8 protein-coding genes are annotated in these 21,468 nt (G+C 64.6%); 5 read left to right on the forward strand and 3 right to left on the reverse strand.

The features are described from left to right. Nucleotides 1–127 precede the first annotated feature (127 nt). Nucleotides 128–1,933: a calcium-binding protein gene (locus tag SJY20_RS05540; protein WP_380785603.1), complete on the reverse strand. Its 1,806-nt coding sequence runs from the start codon at nucleotides 1,931–1,933 to the stop codon at nucleotides 128–130. A gap of 397 nt (nucleotides 1,934–2,330) precedes the next feature. Between SJY20_RS05540 and SJY20_RS05545 the strand changes: the two genes are divergently transcribed. Then, entirely contained in the window at nucleotides 2,331–2,651 is a 321-nt protein-coding gene (locus tag SJY20_RS05545; RefSeq protein WP_380785604.1) for a hypothetical protein, read from the forward strand. Between the two features lie 55 nt (nucleotides 2,652–2,706). Here the strand turns inward: SJY20_RS05545 and SJY20_RS05550 are convergent, their stop codons facing one another. Both SJY20_RS05550 and SJY20_RS05555 read right to left on the reverse strand, forming a co-directional pair. Continuing rightward, the gene (locus SJY20_RS05550; RefSeq protein ID WP_380785605.1) at nucleotides 2,707–4,131 is read right to left on the reverse strand and encodes an HlyD family type I secretion periplasmic adaptor subunit; all 1,425 of its coding nucleotides are present in this window, start codon (nucleotides 4,129–4,131) and stop codon (nucleotides 2,707–2,709) included. Further along, entirely contained in the window at nucleotides 4,128–5,843 is a 1,716-nt protein-coding gene (locus tag SJY20_RS05555) for a type I secretion system permease/ATPase (RefSeq protein WP_380785606.1), read from the reverse strand. The genes SJY20_RS05550 and SJY20_RS05555 overlap by 4 nt, the downstream gene beginning before the upstream one ends. Nucleotides 5,844–6,628: 785 nt before the next feature. Between SJY20_RS05555 and SJY20_RS05560 the strand changes: the two genes are divergently transcribed. From SJY20_RS05560 to SJY20_RS05575, 4 genes are all read left to right on the forward strand, one after another. Further along, a complete protein-coding gene (locus SJY20_RS05560) occupies nucleotides 6,629–14,323 on the forward strand; it encodes a VCBS domain-containing protein (protein WP_380785607.1) in 7,695 nt (2,564 codons plus the stop codon). A gap of 181 nt (nucleotides 14,324–14,504) precedes the next feature. Then, nucleotides 14,505–15,956, forward strand: a complete 1,452-nt coding sequence (locus SJY20_RS05565; RefSeq protein ID WP_380785608.1) for a TolC family outer membrane protein — start codon at nucleotides 14,505–14,507, stop codon at nucleotides 15,954–15,956. Between the two features lie 79 nt (nucleotides 15,957–16,035). After that, complete coding sequence (locus SJY20_RS05570; protein ID WP_380785609.1) at nucleotides 16,036–16,755, forward strand: sulfatase-like hydrolase/transferase; 720 nt, start codon at nucleotides 16,036–16,038, stop codon at nucleotides 16,753–16,755. Between the two features lie 467 nt (nucleotides 16,756–17,222). Next, the gene (locus SJY20_RS05575; RefSeq protein ID WP_380785610.1) at nucleotides 17,223–21,176 is read left to right on the forward strand and encodes a pre-peptidase C-terminal domain-containing protein; all 3,954 of its coding nucleotides are present in this window, start codon (nucleotides 17,223–17,225) and stop codon (nucleotides 21,174–21,176) included. Nucleotides 21,177–21,468 lie beyond the last annotated feature (292 nt).

The following is a 21,468-nucleotide window of genomic DNA, read 5'->3' on the forward strand; positions in this document are numbered from 1 at the left end:
AAATGCTGTTACCCGGCGGGCCTTAGCAAGGGGGAGGGGGTGGGGGAAGGGCAGCGCCGCTCCTGCGAGCGGTTATCAGTGAGAACGAACCCTCACCCCCAGTTACGCGGGGATGAGGGTATCCCGATCAGCCGAACAGGAACGCGTCGGCGTGGGGGGCAGAGGTGCTGGCAACATCCATGACGAAGTCGGCGACGCCGTTGCCGTCCAGATCGCCCTGCACCTGGAAGTGCGAGGCGTCGGCACCGGCAGTGACGATCAACTGACCTGCTACCCCGGTGAACGCAGCGCCCGCCGAGAAGGTGAAGTGATCGAAGGTCGCGTTGGTGGTGTTGGCGTCGATCCCACGCAGGTCGATCCGGTCGCCTTCGGCCGCATTGAAGTCGAGGATGGTGTCGTGTCCCGCCGCCGTCATCACGAAGATATCCGCGCCGGCGCCGCCGGTCAGGACGTTGGTGCCCAGACCACCGACTAGGACGTCGTTTCCGGCATCGCCGAACAGCACGTCGTCATTCTGCCCGCCGTACAGCGTGTCGTTGCCGTCGCCGCCATGGAGAATATCGTTGCCCTGGTTGCCCAGCAGGGTATCGTCGCCAGCATCGCCGAACAGTGTGTCGTTGCCAAGCAGGCCGGTCAGCAGATCGTTGCCGCCGCCGCCGGTCAGGACGTTGGCGTTGGCATCTCCGGTCAGCGTGTCGGCATACCCGGACCCGGTCAGGTTGGCGATGTCGAACAGATAGTCAGTACTGATCCCGGTGTCCTGGGCGATAGCGGGCGATCCGGCGGCACTTTGCAAGGATAGGCTGACGGTCACGCCGTTGGCGGCATAGATGTAGCCCGCGGTATCCGATCCGCCGTCGCCATAGACGAAGTTGGTGCCTTTGCCGCCCTCGAGATAGTCATTGCCGATGCCGCCGTGCAACACGTCGTCGCCCTGGCCGCCAAATAGCGTGTCGTTGCCGGCATCGCCGCTGAGCACGTCGTTGCCCTGGTTGCCGTAGATGATGTCGTCGCCGTCGCCGCCAAATACGGTATCGTTGCCGCCGTTAGCCGTCACAAGGTCGTTACCGGCACCGGCAGTGATGATGTTGAAGCCGTCATCGCCCGTCAGCGTGTCGGCGAACCGCGATCCGATCAGGTTCTCGATCGAGGTCAGCGTGTCGATGCCGTCGCCGCCGGTATTCTGCGCGGTATTCTGCAACAGCAGGCTGACCGAGACCGCAAGCTGGGCGTTCTGATATGATGCGGTATCGTTGCCGTCGCCGCCGTTGATGCCGTCGTCGCCACGACCGCCTTCCAGCACGTCATCGCCGGCCATGCCGAACAGCTGGTCCGAGCCGCCATAGCCGTCGATGCGGTTGTTGCCCGAGTCGCCGGTCAGGCTGTCGCCGAACTGCGTGCCGATCAGGTTTTCGAACCCGAACAGCGTGTCGAAGCCTGCGGTGCCGGTGTTCTGGACCTGGCCCTGCAGCGCGAGGCTGACGGTCACGCCGCTGAGGACGTTGGTGTTCAGATAGCTGACCGTGTCGACGTCGGGATCGATGATGCCGAGCAGCCCGCCGCCGTCCATGACGTCGTTGCCGAGGCCACCCTCGATCACGTCGGAGCCAAGTCCGCCATTCAACACGTCGTCGCCGTCGCCGCCGAAGATCACGTCGTTGCCTTCGTCGCCATTGACGATGTCGTTGCCGGCATCGCCGTACAGCACGTCATTGCCAGTGCCGCCGGAGATAGTGTCGGCTCCGGCGTTGCCGTGGATCGTGTCGTTGCCGCCCAGTCCGGTGATCAACTCATCGTTGGCGGTACCGTTGATGACGTCGTCGCCATTGGTGCCGATGATCGGCAGTCCGGGGAACGCCGTTTGTGCGTCGTCGTCGCCGAACAGGATCGGGCCGAGATCGTCGTTCGAGAATAACGTACGGATTACGGACATGGTCATCTCCTCACCAAGGCGTTTCAAGGACCTCGATGGTCCAAGTGGCTAATGAAGGTTCTAAAATCCCCGAATCGCATTAACAGGCAAGTCAAGAAGATCGTTGTCGCGGCATTTACTATATTTATGTAAGAATACTACTTGCGCATTGCGCTATCTAAACTGCTTAGCAATGAAACATATTGATAGAACTGTTTTTGTTATAACAAAAACCGGATCGATTACTACGTGGTGCGTGATTGTTGTTCTGAGATGCTGGTAGCGCAACGTTGACCATGTCGGCGGCCTGGCGGCGTGCAATGACGTTTGGCCTACCGCTCACCCTGTAAGCCGTGCAGAGTGACGGCCCGTCGCTGGCCTTCGGGTTTGGCGCTTCACATGTGAGGAGCGAGGCCCGATGTTCGCTATCGTCCTGCTGGCCATGACCATGCCGGTCACCTTGACGTGCACGATCGACGATAGATGGCGACCCGCCACGATGATGCTGCGGATGGACGAAGTGCACGGTGTCGTGCGCTATAGCTGGCCGGCGACCGCGCCTGCCGTAAAGTCGCGCGCGCTGTTCACGCGGGATACCGTGATGTTCGACGGCTTCACGCTCGACCGCGCCTCGCTGGCGATCGTGCGCGATGGGGACGCGCTTACGGGAATGCTCGGCGCGCAGCCGCGTGCGGCGAAGGGGCGCTGCCGGACGTCGCGCGGCGCTCGCCCAAGATAACGTGCTCGGACATTGAAAAGGGCGCGCCGGGTATCCCCGGCGCGCCCTGCTCGCTCTACTCCTCGCGGAACGACCGCCAGAGCGCCTGGCCGATCGGCTCGAACATATAGTCGAGCGCGCTGCGCTTGCGTTGGGTGATGACGATGTCGACGGGCAGACCGGCGATCAGGTCGGTCTTGCTGCCGCGTACGTCACGCAGGATCTTCAGTTCCGCGGGCGGCACGACGACCTCGACGTTGAAGTACGGCTTGCCGGTCTTCTCGTCGACCAGCCTGTCGGCCGAGACCTTCGAGACGTTGCCGTTCAGGATCGGCAGCCCACGGTTGTGGAACGCCGGGATCTTGATCTCGGTCTTCTGCCCGATCGTCAGGTCGTCGATGTCGGACGGCTCGACCTTGGCAAGCACCACCAGGCTCTCACGCGTCGGCACGATCTCCATCAGCGTTTCGCCCGCCGCGATGACGCCGCCGTTGGTGAAGACCTTCAGGCCGACCACCTGGCCCGACACCGGCGCGCGGACGATCGTCCGGCCCAGCTGCGTGCGCAGTGCCACCAGCTGCGGCTCGAGTTCGGCGAGCTTGAGATCAGCCTCGCGGAACTGCTGCGCGGCGTCGGCGGCATGGTTGCGGTCGAGGCCGATCATCTGGACCTGGGTCTCGCCGATCGAGGCGAGGCTCTTCGCGACGCCGCCCTCGTATTCGCCGCGCGAGCCGCGATATTGCGCCTCGGCGCGCTCGGCTTCGCGGACCTTCGACATCGCGACATAGCCCTGGCGTTCGAGATCGCGCAGACCGACCAGTTCGTCGCCGATCAGCTGGCCCTGGCGTTCGCTGGCCGAGACCTGCGCACGGCTGCCGCTGGCCTGATGGCTCAGCTCGGTCATGCGTTCGCGCAGCACCTTCTTCTCGGTCGAGAGCGCAAGGCCGCGCAGGTCGAACTCCTTCTGCTGGACGCGCATGTTGATTCGCGCATCCTCCAGATCGGGACCGGTCAGCGAGGCGAACTCGGGCGGAAAGCTGATCGAGCGCTTGTCCTCGATCTCGGCGGTCAGCCGTGCCTTGTACGCCTTCAGTGCGATCACCTGGCTGCTGGCGGCGCGTTCGCGCGAGCGAAGCTCGTCGTCGGCAAGGCGCATCAGGACCTGCCCGGCCTTCACCGTGTCGCCCTCGTGGACGTAGAGGCTGCCGACGATCCCGCCCTCGCGGTGCTGGACCGCCTTGCGGTTGCCGGCGACGACGACATAGCCTTGTGCGGTGACGCCGGCATCCAGCCGGACCAGCGCCGCCCAGCCTAGAAAGCCGACGAAGAAGGCGAACGCCACGCCGAGTCCGACGCGGATCGGGCGGCTGGGATCTCCGGGGCCGGCTAGGGCGGGCGTGCTCGTACGGCGGAAGATCGCGCCAAGGTTGCGCCGTGGCGGCGGTGGCGGGGCTTCGGGCTGGTCGGACTCGCTGCCGTCGATTTGGCTTACATAGGTCATGCGATGGTCGCCACTTCGCTACGCGGAACAGGTGCCGGACGCATCTGCTCCAGGACTTTCGCCGTCGGTCCGAACGCCTGCAGCGCACCGTCCTTCATGATGACGAGATAATCGGAGAGTTTCACGATCGAGTTCTTGTGCGCGGCGACGACGACGATCGTCCCCTGCTCGCGCATTTCGGCCAGACCGCGGAGCAGTCGCGCCTCGGACTCGTTGTCGAGCGCCGAATAGGGCTCGTCGAGCACCAGCATCACCGGTGAGCCGTACAGCGCCCGCGCCAGTCCGACGCGCTGCTGCTGTCCTGCCGACAGGCCGCGGCCGCGTGGTCCCAGCATCGTGTCGTAGCCGGCGGGCAGATGCAGGATCATGTCGTGCGCACCGGCACGCTGCGCGGCGGCAACAGCGGCGGCATCGATGTCGTCGCCAAGCCGCGACTGGAAGCGCGAGATGTTGTCCTTGATCGACCCCGACAGCAGGGTGATGTCCTGCGGCAGATAGCCGAGATGACTGGCGAGCTGTTCGGGTTCCCAGTCGGTATGCTTGGCCGAATCGAGCCGGACCGCGCCGCGATCGGCAATCCGTGCGTTCGCCATCACCTGCAGCAGCGTCGACTTGCCCGCGCCGCTGGGACCGACCACCGCGACGACCGCGGGCTGGTCGATCCGGAAGCTGATGTCGGAGATCAGCAGGCGCTTGCCGTCGGGCGCGAGGACGCTGACGTTCTCGACCTGCAGGACGGGGCGGGGGCGGGGCAGCGTGGTGCGCGGACCGGGCTCGGCGTAGTTCAGCGTGAACGTGTTGAGCTGCGCGAGCGCGTTGCGCGCGTCGCCCAAGCCACGCCAGCCGCTGACGATCTGGTCGATCGGGCCCAGCGCGCGCGACATCAGGACGCTGGCGCTGATGATCGCGCCTGCCGAGATCATGTCGTTGATCGCCAGGAACGCGCCGATGCCGAGGGCTGCCGACTGCAGCGAGAGCCGCGCGAACTTGATGACGCCCGAATAGCGGCTCGCAGTCTCGGCGACGGCGCGGCCGGGGGCCGCGGACTGCACCCGCGAGGCGACGAACTGGTTGACCAGCGCATCGCGCATCCCGAGCGCGCGGATCGTGTCGGTCACGCTGCCGACCGCTTCCTGCGCGAAATAGGTGTCGGTCGAACGTTCCGCCGCAGCCTTCGCGGCCGAGCGGGTCGCGCGGTCGTTGGCGATCGCGAGCGCGACCAGGATCGCGGCGCCGATCAGCGTGGCGAGCCCCAGCAGCGGATGGATGATGGTCGCGACGATGATGTAGATCGGCGCCCACGGCATGTCGAACAGCGCGCCGAGCGCGGGGCTGGCCAGGAACTGGCGCAGCGTGTCGAAGTCGCGCATCACCTGTTGCGGGTGTCCGCCTGCCGCCGGGGTGCTAACCGTCATCCGCACCAGCCTGGGGCCAAGCTCGTCGTCGAGTCGGACCGCGGCGCGCAACAGGATGGAGTTGCGCATCTGGTCCAGCACCGACAGCGTCGCGAGCGCGCCAAGGATGACCATCGTGATAAAGACGAGTGTCAGTACGCCGCGCGTCGGGACCACCCGGTCATAGACCTGGATCATGTAGATCGTCGGCGCGAGATAGAGAATATTGACCAGCGCACTGAACAGCACGGCCCAGCGGACATGCGATCGGATCAGGCTCCAGGCCTGGTTGCTGAAGGGTTCCTTGGCCGCAAACATCGACGCTACCTCAAGATCATGCAATCATCGTGTGTGCACGCGTTGACACCCGGCCCTTCGATGAAAGGGCGGTGATCGACAGGCGCCGCCGACGATGTCGCACCCAACCAGACCGCGCCCGAGGATGTGCCAAGGACTTGAGATTGGAAGCGTTCGTCTGCAGCGCGCCCACCCCCGGCACGTCGCGCAGCGCTTTCGGTATAGAGCGCGCCGGATCACCACAAGCGAAATCCGGTCGCCGGCAAAATGCCGTTGCGATGATCGATTCCGTCGACCGGACGAATAGCCGCGATCGCGAAGGGAACGGCGCTCGCGGCATGACTATTATTTACAAATCAAGTGTCCCTTCAAGCTCGCGAGTGGCGCGTAAGAGGCGCGTCAGGTGAGAGGGCGGTTTTGCAAATAATAGATCATTTACTTTGTTCCACAGTTGGCCCAGCAATCCGGCACTGTGATAAAAAGAGGGGATGGGGGACTTCGGAGTGCGTCGACCGCCGAATGCAGATCGGCAACGCGATATCTCCGCGTGGCATCTTGACCATCAAACCGGGGGGTGATGCCAAGATGCCTAAGAACAGCACTATGAAAAGGGACGCTACGCTGCCGCACCGATAAGCGGCGCGACGAGCAACCCTGTACGGCGATGCGGATACCGACACGGCGCTTGGGCGATTTCGTGGCGGTGTCCGTTCGCGCCCGAAGTTCGAACATCAGATCACGTAAATTTCAGTCATCATATGCGGCGCCGGGCTTCGGCGACTGGCGCTAATCGAGGATATACTATCATGGCGATCATCAATGGTACGACCGGCAACGATATCATCAATTTCGGCCAGAACGGTGTCGACGACGTCTTTGACGGCCTGGCCGGCAACGACACGCTGGCCGCCGATAGTTCGGTCACCGCGAACCTGACGATCGACATGGTCGCCGGCACGCTGCGCGGCGTCGGCATCGGCAACGATACCTTCAGCAACATCGAGAACGTCACCGGCGGCTCGGGCAACGATGTCATCACCGGCGACAACAATGCCAACATCCTGAACGGCGGTGCCGGCAACGACACGCTGAGCGGCGGTGGCGGCAACGACACCCTGAACGGGGGCACTGGCAACGACACCCTGAACGGCGGCGCGGGCGACGACTTCCTGTACGGCGGCGACGGCGTCGACCAGCTCAACGGCGGGTCGGGCAACGACTATCTCGACGGTGGCACCGACGCAGCCGACAACTCGCTGTCGGGCGGCATCGGCACCGACATCGCGCGGGTCCACACCACCGCCGCCAACGCCATTTCGGTGCAGTCCTCGATCACGCAGTTGATCGCCACCGGTCGCGGCGGCATCGACCGCGTGACGACGGTCGAGACGATCGTGTTCGACAACGACGTCCAGGTCCAGGTCGCCGCATCGGGCAACGCGATCCTGCAGGCGACCGCCGACACGATCACCGTCCAGGCGGACGCGACGGCGATGGCAACCGGCGGCACCACCGGCGCCAACTATGGCACCGGCGTGCTCGCGAACGATCTCGACATCGACGACCGCATGACCGTGACCGGCATCAAGACCGCCACGGGTACGAACCAGGCGGTTCTTGCCGACGGCACGGCCACGACGCTCACCGGCACCTATGGCGCGCTGACGATCGCCGCGAACGGCGCGTACACCTATGTCGCGAACAACGCGAAGGCGCTGGGCGAGGGCATCGTCGGCGCCGATACCTTCACCTACGCATCGACCGACGGCGAGGCGAGCACGACTGCCAGCCTGGTCTTCAACGTGACCGGCAAGAACGACGCCCCCGTCCAAGGCGTGATCCTGTCGCAGCAGACCGATGACAACGCGACCGTGCCGGTGACGCAGAACCTGCAGGCCGGCGCGAGCGATGCCGACGGTGACACGCTGGCCGTCAGCAACGTCAACGCGACCTTCACGGTGGCCGGCAGCAGCACCGTGCAGCCGTTGCCGACGAACGCCTATACGATTGATGCGAGTGGCAACTTCTCGTTCAACCCGACCTATTTCGACAGCCTGAACGTCGGCGCGTCGGCCAGCGTTACGGTCAACTATACGCTGAACGACGGCCATGGCGGCACGACGCCTGCGACCTTCTCGTTCACCGTGCAAGGCGCGAACGACACCGCGATCTACTCCGAATCCGGTCGCGACGCGATGATCACCGAGGACGCGGCTTTGGCCAGCGGCACCGTGACGGCGACGGATGTCGACAACCCCACCGCCAACTTCCGTTTCGCCGCCGGCGAAGACGGCCGGGGCGATTACGGCACCTTCTCGATCAGCGCGACCGGGGCATGGACGTATGTGCCCACCGCCGCTGCGCAGAGGCTGAACGTCGGTCCCACCGCGATCGAGGAATTCGATATCGTCAGCGCCGACGGCACGCCGTCGACGGTCACCGTCTACGTCACCGGCGTCAACGACGCGGCAAAGTTCTCGGGCAACCTGACGGGCAACATTGCCGAGAAGGCGTACTTTGGTATCAACGGCCGTGTCGCCGTCGCCGACATCGACAGTTCGTCGGCGCTCGCGACCGTCGGTTTCGTGCCGGCCTCGGGCATCGCGCCAGCGCCGGTGCCGGTTTCCAATCCGGTGCTCTACACGGTTTCGACGTCGGCGGTTTCCAGCGGTACCGTGTCGGGTGCCTATGGCTCGTTCCATATCGATCAGTCGGGCAACTGGACCTATAACGTCGACAGCCGCGCAATCCAGCTGACCGCCGACGCGACCGAGACGTTCCGCATCACCAGCGCCGACGGCACGCCGCAGAACGTCGTCATCACGGTCAACGGCATCGACGATCCGACGGTGTTCTCGGGGGCTCGCTTGGGCGAAACCAATCAGGATGCGACGACGGCCATCACGGGCAAGGTCATCGCGACCGATCCCGACAGCGCGACCACGTTCGTAGAGGGTTCGCAGACCAGCTCGCTCGGTGACTTCCATATCGCCGCAGACGGTACGTGGACCTTCAAGGTCAACACCGCCAACGCGCAGCAGATCCCGGGCGGCGTGACCGACCATGTCACCTTCGACGTCGTCACCGCCGGCAATGCGTCGACCAGCATCGTGATCAACGTGGTGGGCTCCAACGACATTCCCGAGCCCGACGGCGATACCGGCCCGAACATGTACGAGAGCGGCGTCGACGGCACAGGCGTCGTCCACACCAACGCCGAGAACACCGTCTCCGGCCAGGTCTTCGCCAACGATCCCGACCGCGGCGAGAACACGTGGAAGGCGGGCACGTTCCAGGGGGCGGGCGGGGGTCACGGCTCGCTGACGATCACCCAGGACGGCCACTACACCTACACGCTCAATCAGGCCGATCCTGACGTCAACGCACTGAAGATCGGCGAACTGCTGAACGACACGATCATCGTCCACACGTCCGACGGCACCGCGCAGGAAATCTCGGTCGGCATCAACGGCGCGAACGATCTCGCAACGTTCACCGGCAACACCAAGACGGTTGCGGCGAACGTAGCGAACGTCACCGGTACCGTGCTCACGTCCGATCCGGACAGCCCGACCGTGCCGCTGACACCGACCAGCACGCTGACCGGCCAGTACGGCACGCTCGTGCTGAACGGCGACGGCACCTATGTCTACACGCTCAGCGCAGCCAAGACTGGCCCGCTCGGCGAGACGGATCACCCGACCGACACGTTCAACTTCACCACGCCCGACGGTTCGCCCGGCCAGGTCGTCATCACGATCGACGGCGTCAACGACGCGCCGACGGTCGGCGTTATCCCGAACATCACCATCGACGAGGACGATGGCCTCTATTCGCAGAACCTGCTCGCGGGTTCGAGCGATCCCGACGGCAACAATACGCTGTCGGTGACCAACGTGTCGGTGACGATCACCGGCGCACCCGCCGGCACCGGGCTGAACGGCACGTTCGCCGCGAACGCGCTGCCTTCGGGCTTCACGTTGACCGGTTCGACGCTGTCGATCGATCCGAACCATTTCAACAGCCTGTCGATCAACGAGATCGCCACGGTTCAGGTCAACTACACCGTCACCGACGGCGTCTCGCCGCCGACCGCGACGAACTATGTCGTGAACGTCGCCGGCAATAACGACGCCCTCGTCGTCGCGCCGCAGCCCAACGGTGCGACCACCGACCAGGTCGGGGCCTTCACGCACGACCTGCTGGCCGGCGTGACCGACCCGGACTACACCTATCGTGCCGACGCCGAGATCGTGCCGGGCATCGTCCGCGTCACCTCCACCGGGGCCAGCGACCATGTCCTGACCACCAGCGATTATTCGGTCGTCAACGGCGTGTTCACGCTGAACGCCAAGGCGTTCGCGGATCTCGCCGCTGGCGAGACCGAGACGGTGACCGTGTCCTACGTCGTCGACGACGAAGAGGCGGCGGCAACCCCGGCGTCTTACACCGTCGTCGTCACGGGCGTGAACGACGCACCCGTCGTCGTGCCGCAGGCCGCTGGGGCGACGACCGACCAGGTTGCGAACTTCACGCATAACCTGCTGGACGGCGTGAGCGATCCGGACTCGGCGACGGGGACTGCGCCGACGGTTTCGGGATCCTATAAAGTCGGTACGTTCGGCGACAGTGCACATACTCTGAGCGCTAACGACTATTCGCTGACCAATGGCGTTTTCACGCTTCATGCCAACGCGTTCAACGATCTGGCTGCGGGCGAGACGGAAACGGTCGTCGTCAACTACACGGTCAGCGACGATCTCGGTGCAACCACGCCTGCCACCTATTCGGTCGTCATCACCGGAGAGGACGACAAGTCGGTCATCACCGGCACGACCGAGCGCAACATCAGCGAGGACGGCATCGCGCCGACCACGCCGGGCGGTCCGGTCGGAAACACGGTCAGCGGCACACTAACCGCGAACGACGTCGATGATGGCCCCCGTGGCTTCAACGCGGTGAGCAACATGCCCGGTGCGTACGGCACGTTCAACCTTACGCAGCAGGGTACCTGGACCTACGCGCTCGACATCGCCAAGGCGCAGGCGCTGAAGGCCGACTATGTCGAGAAGTTCATGGTGACAGCCGACGACTTCTCGTCGACGGTGATCAGCGTGACCGTCAACGGGTCCAACGACGCCGCCGTGGTTTCGGGCAACACCGCCACGACCGATGAGGATGCGAAGTCCCCGGTCGGCGGCACGCTCGTGGTCAGCGATGTCGACGATAAGACCACGCCGCTCACCGCGACGTCGCCCCTCAAGACGGACCATGGCACGTTCACCCTGAACGACAACGGCGTGTGGACCTTCTCGGTCGACACGACGAAGACGCAGGGCCTCAACGTTGGCCAGACCGTCGTCGACAAGCTGACCGTTCAGGCCGGCGTGGATACGGCAGTTCTGGAGGTGACGATCACCGGCAGCGACGACGTGTCGCGCAACAACGGCGGCTCGGCCGTGCGGACCAACGACAATGCCGGTCCGTTCACGGTCGACCTGTCGGCCGGTACGATCGATCCGGACAACGCCAAGACGGTCGACAACGTGGTCATCACGCTGCTTGACGGAGACGGCAACCCGACGGGCGTGACGCTGCCGGGCTCGGCGTACCAGCTGAACGGCAACAGCTTCACGCTGAACACCGCGTATTTCGATCGCCTGAACGTCGGCGATCTGGAGCAGGTCCGCATCGCCTACACCGTCACCACGGGGGCCTCGACCCTTGGCGGCCCGCCGGCGGTCTATAACGACTTCCGCGTGATCCTGGTGCAGGGCGCCAACGACGCACCGGTCGTGACTGCCAGCGCGGCGACGACGATCGACTATACCGGGCTTCATACATACAACCTGCTCGCCACCGCGAGCGACATTGACTTGGGTACGGGCGCGCTGAAGATCAGTGGCACCCCGACGATCGTTGCGACCGACCAGCACGGCACGGTCCTGACGGTTGCACCATCGGCCTATTCGCTCGCCGGCGGCCAGCTGACCGTAGACTCCAACGCGTTCGCGTTCCTCAACGTGGGCGACACCGCAACGGTCAAGGTGACCTATGCGGTGACCGACGGTTCGTTGGTCTCGGCGCCGGCGACCTTCACGCTCACGGTCAACGGCGACTACAACCACATCACCGGCGACGGAGTCGTCGCCGGCACGGCCTATGACGACATCCTTACCGGCGGTACTGGCAACGACACCATCAACGCCGGCGCGGGCAACGACTTCCTGACCGGCGGTGCGGGTAACGACACGCTGAACGGCGGCGACGGGTTCGACACCGCGATCTTCAGCGGACCGGCTGGGGCGCATACAATCGGCATTACGGAGAATACTGGCGGCTTTGTGACGGCGTTCACGACCGTGGCCACCATCGTACCTACCGTCGGTGACAGCGGCGCCGATACGCTCACCGGCGTCGAGGCGCTTAGGTTCGACCTTGGCAGCCAGGCGTTCTCGCTCGCCGACCCGATCCAGGTGTTCGACGCGCAGGGTCACCTGACCGGCACGTTCACCACCGTTCAGGCTGCGGTGAACGCGGCAGGCAGCGGCGGCACCGTGCTGATCAACGGCGGCACCTATACCGAGCAGGTCTCGGTCAATGAGTTCGACGGCCTGACGATCAAGGCGGTTGCCGGCACGACGGTAACGATCGTTGCACCGCCGGTCCTGCACATCACCGGGGAGAAGACGAACGGCGTCGACGTCAGCGCGGTCATCAACGTGACCGACTCGACCAACGTCAGCATCCAGGGCATCCACATCGACGGCGCCGGGGCCGGTGGTTCGTCGGTCGGCGAGAACGAGTTTTCGGGGGTATTCTTCGAGAACAGCTCGGGCGGCCTGTACAACGTCGATGTCGCGCACATCCGTGACGCCTATGTCGGACCGGGCGGCGCGCTCAGCGGCGGCCAGCGTGGCCGTGCGGTGCTCGTCGACAACGGCGACCACGCGCCCGGTCTCGTCTTCGAGATGTCGGGTGGGTCGATCAGCGACTTCCAGAAGAACGGGTTGGTCGTCACCAACGCGGTCCTCAACGTCCACGGCGTCGCGATTACCGGCAGCGGCCCGACCGGCGCGCTCGCGCAGAACGGCATCGTCACCTTCGACTCGTCGGGTGTCATCACCAACAACGTGGTGAGCGCGCTCGGCTATGTCGGCAACGCCAGCAGCGCGACCGGCATCCTGGTCTATTCGGGCAACCATGACCTGGCGGTGACCGCCAACACCGTCACCGGGGCGATCGCGGACAGCCACTTCGTCGGTATCTATGTCGACAACAACGTCAGCGGCGGCAGCGTCACGGGCAACACCGTCAGCAACGCCGACACCGGCATCGTCGTCGATGGCATTGTCGGTCCGGACACGATCGCCGTCAGCGGCAACACCGTGACCGCATCGGACGCGGGTCTCGAGTTCGGCCCGGATAACACTGATGCTCTGATTGCCCACACCATCTCCGGCACCGCCCTTAGCGACTATTTGCAGGGTGCGGCCGGCGCCGATACGCTGACCGGCCTCGTCGGTGACGACACGCTTTATGGGTTTGACGGCAACGACACGCTGTACGGCAACCAGGGCAACGACATCCTGAGCGGCGGTCAGGGCAACGATACGCTGTATGGCGGTCAGGGCAACGACGTGATCTACGGCGATGCCGGCAACGATTATGTCGAAGGCGGCGCTGGCAACGACGAACTGCACGGCGGCGACGGGGTCGACACGGTCGGCTACATCAGCGCCGGCGCAGGCGTAACGGTCAGCCTGCTCGCCCAGTATGCCGAGGTCTTAGCCCCGGCGACTGTCGATCACGTGACCAACGTGGTGTTGGAAGCGCAGGATACGATCGGTGCGGGCAGCGACACACTGTTCGGGTTCGAGAACCTGACGGGCAGCAAGTTTGCCGACACGCTGACCGGCAACGACAATGCCAACGTTCTGATTGGCGGCGGCGGCAACGACACGATCACGGGTCTGTTGGGTGACGACACGTTGTTCGGCGACGCCGGTGACGACATGCTGATCGGCAACCAGGGTAACGATATCCTTCACGGCGGGCTTGGCAACGACACTCTCTATGGCGGTCAGGGCAACGACACCCTGTTCGGCGACGACAGCAACGATGTCCTGATCGGTGGCCTCGGCAACGATGTTCTGATCGGTGGCCTCGGCACCAACCAGCTGACCGGCAGCGCCGGCGCGGACCAGTTCGTCATGAACGTGGCCGGGCACGACACGATCCTGGACTTCAACCAGGGCGACGGCGACCGGATCGATCTTCGCTCGATTGATGCGGTGCAGGGCAATGCCAATACGGCGGATCAGTTCACACTGGTCGCCGGTTTCACCGATGTGGCCGGCCAGTTGGTCGTAACGCCAGCCAGCGGCGCTGGTCATTATGTCGTCGATGGCGATACCAATGGTGACGGCGTCGCGGACTTCCACCTCGACGTGTTTGGCGCGACCGCAGCGCCTAACCACGACGCGTTCATCTTCGCCTGATGGACCAGACCCGGTCCGCAATATCCGTGTGGACCGGGTCGCAATCGTACAATAGTGTCGGCGCAAGCCGGTACGGAACCTACCGAAGCCGATGGTGTCTGGTGTAAAGCGTGGACGTATGATGGTGTCAGCATCCGGTTTTCTTGGTGGCGCCTTCGGGCGCCACTTTCTTGCGCGGTTATTGGGATCGGCAGCGGCCGGCCTGACGATCATTGGGGCGATGGCCGGGGCGACGTCCGCGGCATATGCCGACACGCTCGCGCAGGCGATCGCCACCGCCTACGACACCAACCCCGATATCCTCGCGCAACGCGAACTGCTCCGCGCGATCAACGAGCGCTATTTGCAGGCGCGCGCGCAGCTCGGCTTCACGATCGATGCCACCGCCTCGCTGCAATCGCAGCGCGCGGTCGTCGACAGTACCGCCACCGTGAACAACGAAGTCACCGCGCAGACGGCGTCGCAGTCGCTGACGGTGATCCAGCCGATCTATTCCGGCGGACGCCTCCACGCCGCGCTCCAAGCAGCGCTCGCCAACGTCTTCCTCAACTATCAATATGTCCGGCGCGCGCAGGCGCGGGTGCTGACCCAGGTCGTGACATCCTATGCGGATGTCCAGCGCGACCAGCAGATCGTCGCGATCAGCACCGAGAATGTCGGGTTGCTGCAGGGCCAGATCGACCAGACCAGCGCCAAGCTCGCGGTCAAGTCGGCGACGCTGACCGATCGCGACCAGGGCTTTGCGCGGTTCGCTGCGGCCCAAGCCCAGCTGGTGGTGGCAACGGCGCGGTTGCGGACCAGTGAGAGCGGGTATCGCGCGGTCGTCGGGCGGGATCCGGGCACGCTGGAGCCGGTCCCGCCGTTGCCGGATCTGGCGAAGACGGTCGAGGGTTTCTACGCGGTCGCGGAGCAGAGCAGCCCCGTGCTGCTGAGCGCCGATTTCCAGGAACGGTCGTCGCGCGCGGGCATCCTGCAGGCAAAGGCCGCGACCCGGCCGTCGCTGGCGCTGCGCGGCGATATAAGCCAAGGGCCGCTGCTGCCGTACAACGACAAATTGCGCAACGACAACCAGACCGTCCGACTCGTCCTGAGCGTGCCGATCTATTCATCGGGCGCGGTTACGTCGCGGATCCGCGAATCGCGGGCGCGCAACCGCTCGGATATCGACCTGGTCGAAAGCGCGCGGCGTCAGGTGCGGCTGTCGGTGTCGCAGGCCTATGAACAGATGCGCGGCAGCCAGCAGGCGCTGGATCTGTACGACCAGCAGGTCACCGCGCAGGCCGGCGTCTACAAAGGGACGAAGATCGAGGAACGGTTCGCCTTGCGGTCCGCGCTCGACATCCTCAACGCGGCACAAGAACTGAACAACGCGCGCATCGCCCGGGCGAATGCGGCGCACGACAGCTATGTCGGCGAAGCGACGCTGATCGCCGCCAGCGGCAAGCTGGATCCGGCGATATTTGGTATCAAGACGCCCGCGGACCCGCTGGCCCCCGATGTCGCAAGGCTCAACGATCGCGACCGGATCCCGTGGATGACCGCGGTCGACGCCCTCGATGGGATCGGTCAGGCGAACGTGTTCGACGGTGCCGCGCGCACGCCGGTATCGGGTCCGGTCGATCCCGGTGGCTGAGCTCGACCCCGAAAGCGTCCTTTTCGTGACGTTGGATTCGTGTCGCTTCGACACGATGGCGGCGGCGGACGGATTGAGCATGCGCGACATCGCGCCGCTGCGGGCCGCACAGGCGCCGAGCTATTTCACCTATGGCTCGCATTGCGCGATGTTTGTCGGGTTCACGCCGGTCGCCACGCTCGATCCGGTTCCGCTGCTCAACCCGAAGGCGGCCAAGCCGTTCAAGCTGGTCGGCGGGGGGCATCCCGGCAAGGGCGGCGAGGGGTTCGAGCTGGTTGGCGCGAACATTATCGAGGGGTTCGCGAACCGCGGTTATACGACGATCGGCTCGGGCGCAGTTAATTGGTTCGACCCTAATACGCCGACCGGCGTGCATCTGGGGCGGCCGTTCCAGCATTTCCTGCACGACGGCCAGCCCGGCGCCTGTGAGCCCCAGGTCGCTTGGATCGAGGAGCGGCTCGATGCCGCGACCGGGCCGGTCTTCACCTTCCTGAATTGCGGCGAGACCCACGTCCCCTATTGGCATCAGGGTGCGCCGTGGCCGCAGGACGACAATTGCTGCCACCCTTTCCAGACGGTCGATCGCAGCGACGAGTGTGCGGCACGACAGGCGTCGTCGCTTCGTCATGTCGACCGGGCGCTGGCGCCGCTGATCGCGCGGTTCCTGAACGCGACCATCCTCCTCTGCGCTGATCATGGCGACGCCTGGGGCGAGGGCGGCGTCTGGGAGCACGGCGTCCCGCATGAAAAGGTGCTGACCGTCCCCCTGATGATCCGTCAGAGCGGTCAGCCGGTCTAGCCGCGCGCTGCGTGAGTCCGGCCACCGATGGCTGGAAATGCGTCCTGCAGCGAGGCGGCGGTGTCTAAACGGTTCGCCGCCTCACCAGCCGGTTTGGTATCGTGCGCGGCCATCCTCGTCGTGCCAAAAAATACCCAAGGTCGTCGGTCATGACACCTGACGCACAATTCGAACAGTCCAGGCGACCACACGATGGGGCTCAGGCCGCGTCGACAAGAATGCGTCGGTCGGTTTTGCCTTAGACATCTGCGCCTAGCCGGCACGAGCACGAGAAATTGCGCCACAGTGTTTTGCGGGCTTGTGAAGGCATCGTTTGGAGTATAGCTTTTGAAAATTACGGAGTGATTTACCACGGGGCGCGCAATTTTGTTGCCTTTCAAGGTGCACCTGTTCGGCCTAGTCCCGACAGGGCGTTAATTTGCCTAGACCATTTCCTTTCCACTATCCGAACAACGGGGCTCAACGCGATGGCGATCAATAATGTACGGGATGTTGTCGGCGGCGCCGGTAGCGAGAGCGATGCCGCTCCCGGATTGGATTTTTCGTCGTTCGTGCGCGAGTCCGGGACGTTCGACAGTCATTTCGGTGAGGTCAGCGCCGACGCGGTGTCGGCGCTCGCCTATGCGCATACCACCGCGCCCGTCGTCACGGCGAGCACACCGAGCGTGGGCGCCGCCAGCGGCGTTACCGGCCCGGTCGCGCTCAGCTTCGAGGATGCGTTCTCGGTTGCAACCACGGCGATGAAGACCGGCCCGCTGTCGGTACTCGATTCGCAGCTCGCTTCGCTGTTCTATGCGTCGTCGTCGCAGTCCGCCGCGATGGCTGCCTTCACCGGCGGCGTCGATCATCTCGACAACGCGATCACCGCCGACGGCAAATATGTGCTGATCGACACCGTGTCGAAAAACGGCGATGGCGCGAGCCTGCTCACCGAGTTGCGCGCACTGGGGCTGAAGGGCGGCAGTTCGTATGGCGCGGTCGCCTCGGGCTATCTGCCGGTCGACCAGGTCGGCGCGCTGGTCGGTACCAGCCTGCTGCATTCGGCCCGCGAATCAGGCTTCGCGACCAGCGTCGGTCTCGTCACGACCCAGGCCGATTCGGGGATGTACGCCGACGTCGCGCGCGCCAATTACGGTGTGGACGGCAGCGGTATCCGCGTCGGCGTGATGTCGGATAGCTTCAACCGCTCGACCGCGATCGACTCGCAGCAGAGCAATATCGCCAGCAACGACCTGCCGACCGACACGCGTGTTCTGCAGGACGCCGCCAGCGGGACCGATGAAGGTCGCGCGATGGCGCAACTGGTCCACGATCTCGCGCCAGGCGCGGCGATCGATTTCGCCACTGCCTTCAACGGCCAGGCATCGTTCGCCAACAACATCATCCGGCTGGCGCAGGCGGGCGACAAGGTGATCGTCGACGACGTAAGCTATTTCGCGGAGCTCACCTATCAGAACGGCATCATCGCGCAGGCGGTGAACGAGGTCGCGGGCCAAGGCGTCGCCTATTTCAGCTCGGCCGGCAACGACGGTAAGGAAGGGTATCAGGGCGCGTGGGTGTCTGGTGCGACGCAGACGCTGAACGGTCAGGCTTATACGCTGATGCAGTTCGCGCCGGGGCAGGACTATATCAACGTCCGTGTCGCTGCGAGCCAGACGTTCATCCTGCAATGGGATCAGCCCGGCTCTTCGGCTGGCGGCCCTGGCGCGACCAGCGATCTCGACATCTTTCTGACCAACGCCGACGGCACGACGATTCGGGCGGGCGCCGTCAGCAACAATATCGGTGGCGATCCGGTCGAGGTGTTCCGCTTCACCGCGAGCGGTGCGACCGTCGGTTCGACGCTGCAGCTCCGCGTTGGCCTCGGCAGCGGCGCGGCACCGGGTGAAATCCGCCTGATCGCATCGGGCAATGGCGCTGCGGTGGACTTGGAGAACCCGGCGTCCAACACCAACGAGGGCACGCTGTACGGCCACCATGCGGTCGAGGGCGGGATGGGCATCGGCGCGACGTCGTTCGCGCGTACGCCGATCGCGGGCTACAACCCGCCGGTCGCCGAGAGTTTCTCGTCGCGCGGCACGCAGAAGATCGTCTATGACGACAACGGCGCACGTCTCGCCGCACCCGAATATTACGGCGTGGCGGTGACTGCGGTCGACGGCGGCAACACAACCTTCTTCGGCAGCGACAGTTCGGCCGATCCCGACACCTCGCCGAACTTCTTCGGGACGTCGGCGGCGGCACCGGATGCGGCTGCGGTCGCGGCGTTGATGCTGCAGGCGAACCCCAACCTGAATGGCGCCGACATTCGTGCGCTGATGCAGAGCACGGCGCTCGACATGGACGACGCCGCCACCGCGGCGTTCGATACCGGCTACGACGTCAAGACCGGATCGGGCTTCATCCTCGCGGACCGGGCGGTGCAGGCCGCGAAGACGCTGGTGATCGCCAACGCCGGCCAGACCACGCTGTACGGCACGCATCTGAACGACACGATCAACGGCAGCGCGGCTGCCGACACGCTGTACGGCGCTGACGGCAACGACACCATCACCGGAGGGACCGGCGCCGACAAGATCTATGGCGGGGCCGGCAACGACGTCATCTATGGCAACCAGGACAACGACACGATCTACGGCGAGTCGGGCAACGACGTGATCTATGGCGGGCAGGGCGACGACGCGCTGTACGGCGGCGTCGGCGATGACTTCCTTGAAGGGGGCCTCGGCAACGACATTCTGAGCGGGGGCACCGGGTTCAACACGGTGTCCTATGCGAACGCGACAGCGGCGGTGTCGGTCAATCTCGGCGCTGGAACGGCAACCGGTGGTGCCGGTACCGATACGCTCTTCAGCATCCAGAACGTCACTGGATCGAACTATTCGGACACCATACTCGGCAGCGCGGAAAACAATGTTCTGATCGGCGGCCAGGGCAGCGACTCGCTGTCGGGCGGCGAGGGCGATGATATTCTCGATGGCGGCGTCGGGGGCGAAGCGGTGATCCAGGTTACCGTGAATCATCCCGATATCGCAAAGCCCAACACGCGCGTCATCAGCAGCATGGCGACCGCGCTCGTGCTCAACACCGCGCCGGGCGGCGATTTCGATCTGGTTTCGAACGGCAACATCATCAGCTCGACCACGATCCCGCACGCCTCGATCAACGCCGCGGCTTCGGGTGGGGTGCAGGAATATTACGCGGTTACAGTCGCAGCCGGCACCCGCGTTGTCTTCGACATCGACAACAACAGTTTCGACTCGGTGATCCAGGTGCTGAACGCCGGCGGGGCCGTCCTTGCCGAGAACGATGATTCGAGCGATCCGGGCGGCGATGCCACGGCGAGCGCGATCGACTACACCTTTAGCACCGCCGGGACATATTACCTGCGGGTCCAGGATTTCGATATCGCGAGCGGTCCGCCGGCAAACGCGGCCTATACCCTGCACGTCTCTTCCACCTCGGCGAGCGTCGACTACACCGGTGCTACCGAGGTCGCGCCCGACACCGTAGATGGTGGCGCTGGGATCGACACGGCGAGCTACGCCAGTGCGACATCGGCGGTAAACGTCAGCCTGCTGATCACCGGCAATCAGGACACCGGCGGTGGCGGTCTTGATCGGCTAGTCTCGATCGAGAACCTGTCCGGCTCCTCGTTCGGCGACACCCTGACCGGCGACGCGAACGCCAACGTCCTTAGTGGTGGCCTTGGCAACGACACGCTCAACGGCGGGTTCGGTGCCGATACGCTGAACGGCGATGACGGCAACGACACGCTGTACGGCAACCAGGACAATGACACGCTCAACGGCGGTGCCGGCAACGACACCCTGTACGGCGGTCAGGGCGACGATCTGCTGTTGGGCAACGTTGGCGACGACACGCTGATCGGCGGCATTGGCAATGACCAGCTGTTCGGAGGGCAGGGCAACGACGTGCTGAACGGCGGCGACGGCAACGACCTCATCCAGGGAGGGGGTGGTGCCGATCTTTTCACCGGTGGTATCGGCAGCGATATCTTCCGTTACGTTACTGCTGCGGACTCGACGCTCGCGAGCTCTGATACGATCCTCGACTTCCAGTCCGGGACCGACAAGATCGATCTGGCGGCGATCAACACTAGTTCGGCGGACCGCGTCACCATTACCTCCTCCGGCACGACGACGTTCGTCACGATGGATCTGGGCGGCGATGGCTCGATCGACGTTAATATCCAGGTTGCCGGCGCCAATGCGGTTTCCGCCAACGACCTGATCCTGAACGCAGCGGTCGTAACCGCGGCTGCGACGTCGGCGGCGGTATCGACCGACGCAGACCATCAGGCGTATATTGCAGAGGCTTCGCCGGCCGAGGTGAGTGCGTTCCATATCCAGAAGCTCTATCTGGGAACTGTCGACCACACGGATCTGATGTTTGCCTAATCAGGTATGATCAGTCGGCGGCGAACGCCGAATCGTGAGAGGAGGCGGCACCTTGGTGTCGCCTTTTTTCGTTCTGCCGATCGACCCGGAGTATCGATCGCCGGCACGATGTCAGCCTGGAGCTAATCCGCGGGCGAAAAACTTTTTCTGTTGGTTCGCGTTTCGGCGCACTCATAAGATACTGGACTCGGCTGCGAACAATACGAAACGGGGCTTCGGCATTCGATATGTCAGATGGGACCGAAGACGTCCGTCGATCTCGGACGTCGGCCCAAATGCCGGAACAGGCTAT

The sequence above is a fragment of the Sphingomonas sp. R86521 genome (assembly GCF_042466235.1).
Classification (GTDB): Bacteria; Pseudomonadota; Alphaproteobacteria; order Sphingomonadales; family Sphingomonadaceae; genus Sphingomonas.

Bases quoted from the DNA above. Each gene is read 5' to 3' on its own strand.
- SJY20_RS05570 (WP_380785609.1), top strand. From the start codon at position 16,036: ATGCGCGACATCGCGCCGCTGCGGGCCGCACAGGCGCCGAGCTATTTC.
- SJY20_RS05545 (WP_380785604.1), top strand. From the start codon at position 2,331: ATGTTCGCTATCGTCCTGCTGGCCATGACCATGCCGGTCACCTTGACG.
- SJY20_RS05550 (WP_380785605.1), bottom strand. From the start codon at position 4,131: ATGACCTATGTAAGCCAAATCGACGGCAGCGAGTCCGACCAGCCCGAA.
- SJY20_RS05555 (WP_380785606.1), bottom strand. From the start codon at position 5,843: ATGTTTGCGGCCAAGGAACCCTTCAGCAACCAGGCCTGGAGCCTGATC.
- SJY20_RS05575 (WP_380785610.1), top strand. From the start codon at position 17,223: ATGGCGATCAATAATGTACGGGATGTTGTCGGCGGCGCCGGTAGCGAG.
- SJY20_RS05540 (WP_380785603.1), bottom strand. From the start codon at position 1,933: ATGTCCGTAATCCGTACGTTATTCTCGAACGACGATCTCGGCCCGATC.
- SJY20_RS05560 (WP_380785607.1), top strand. From the start codon at position 6,629: ATGGCGATCATCAATGGTACGACCGGCAACGATATCATCAATTTCGGC.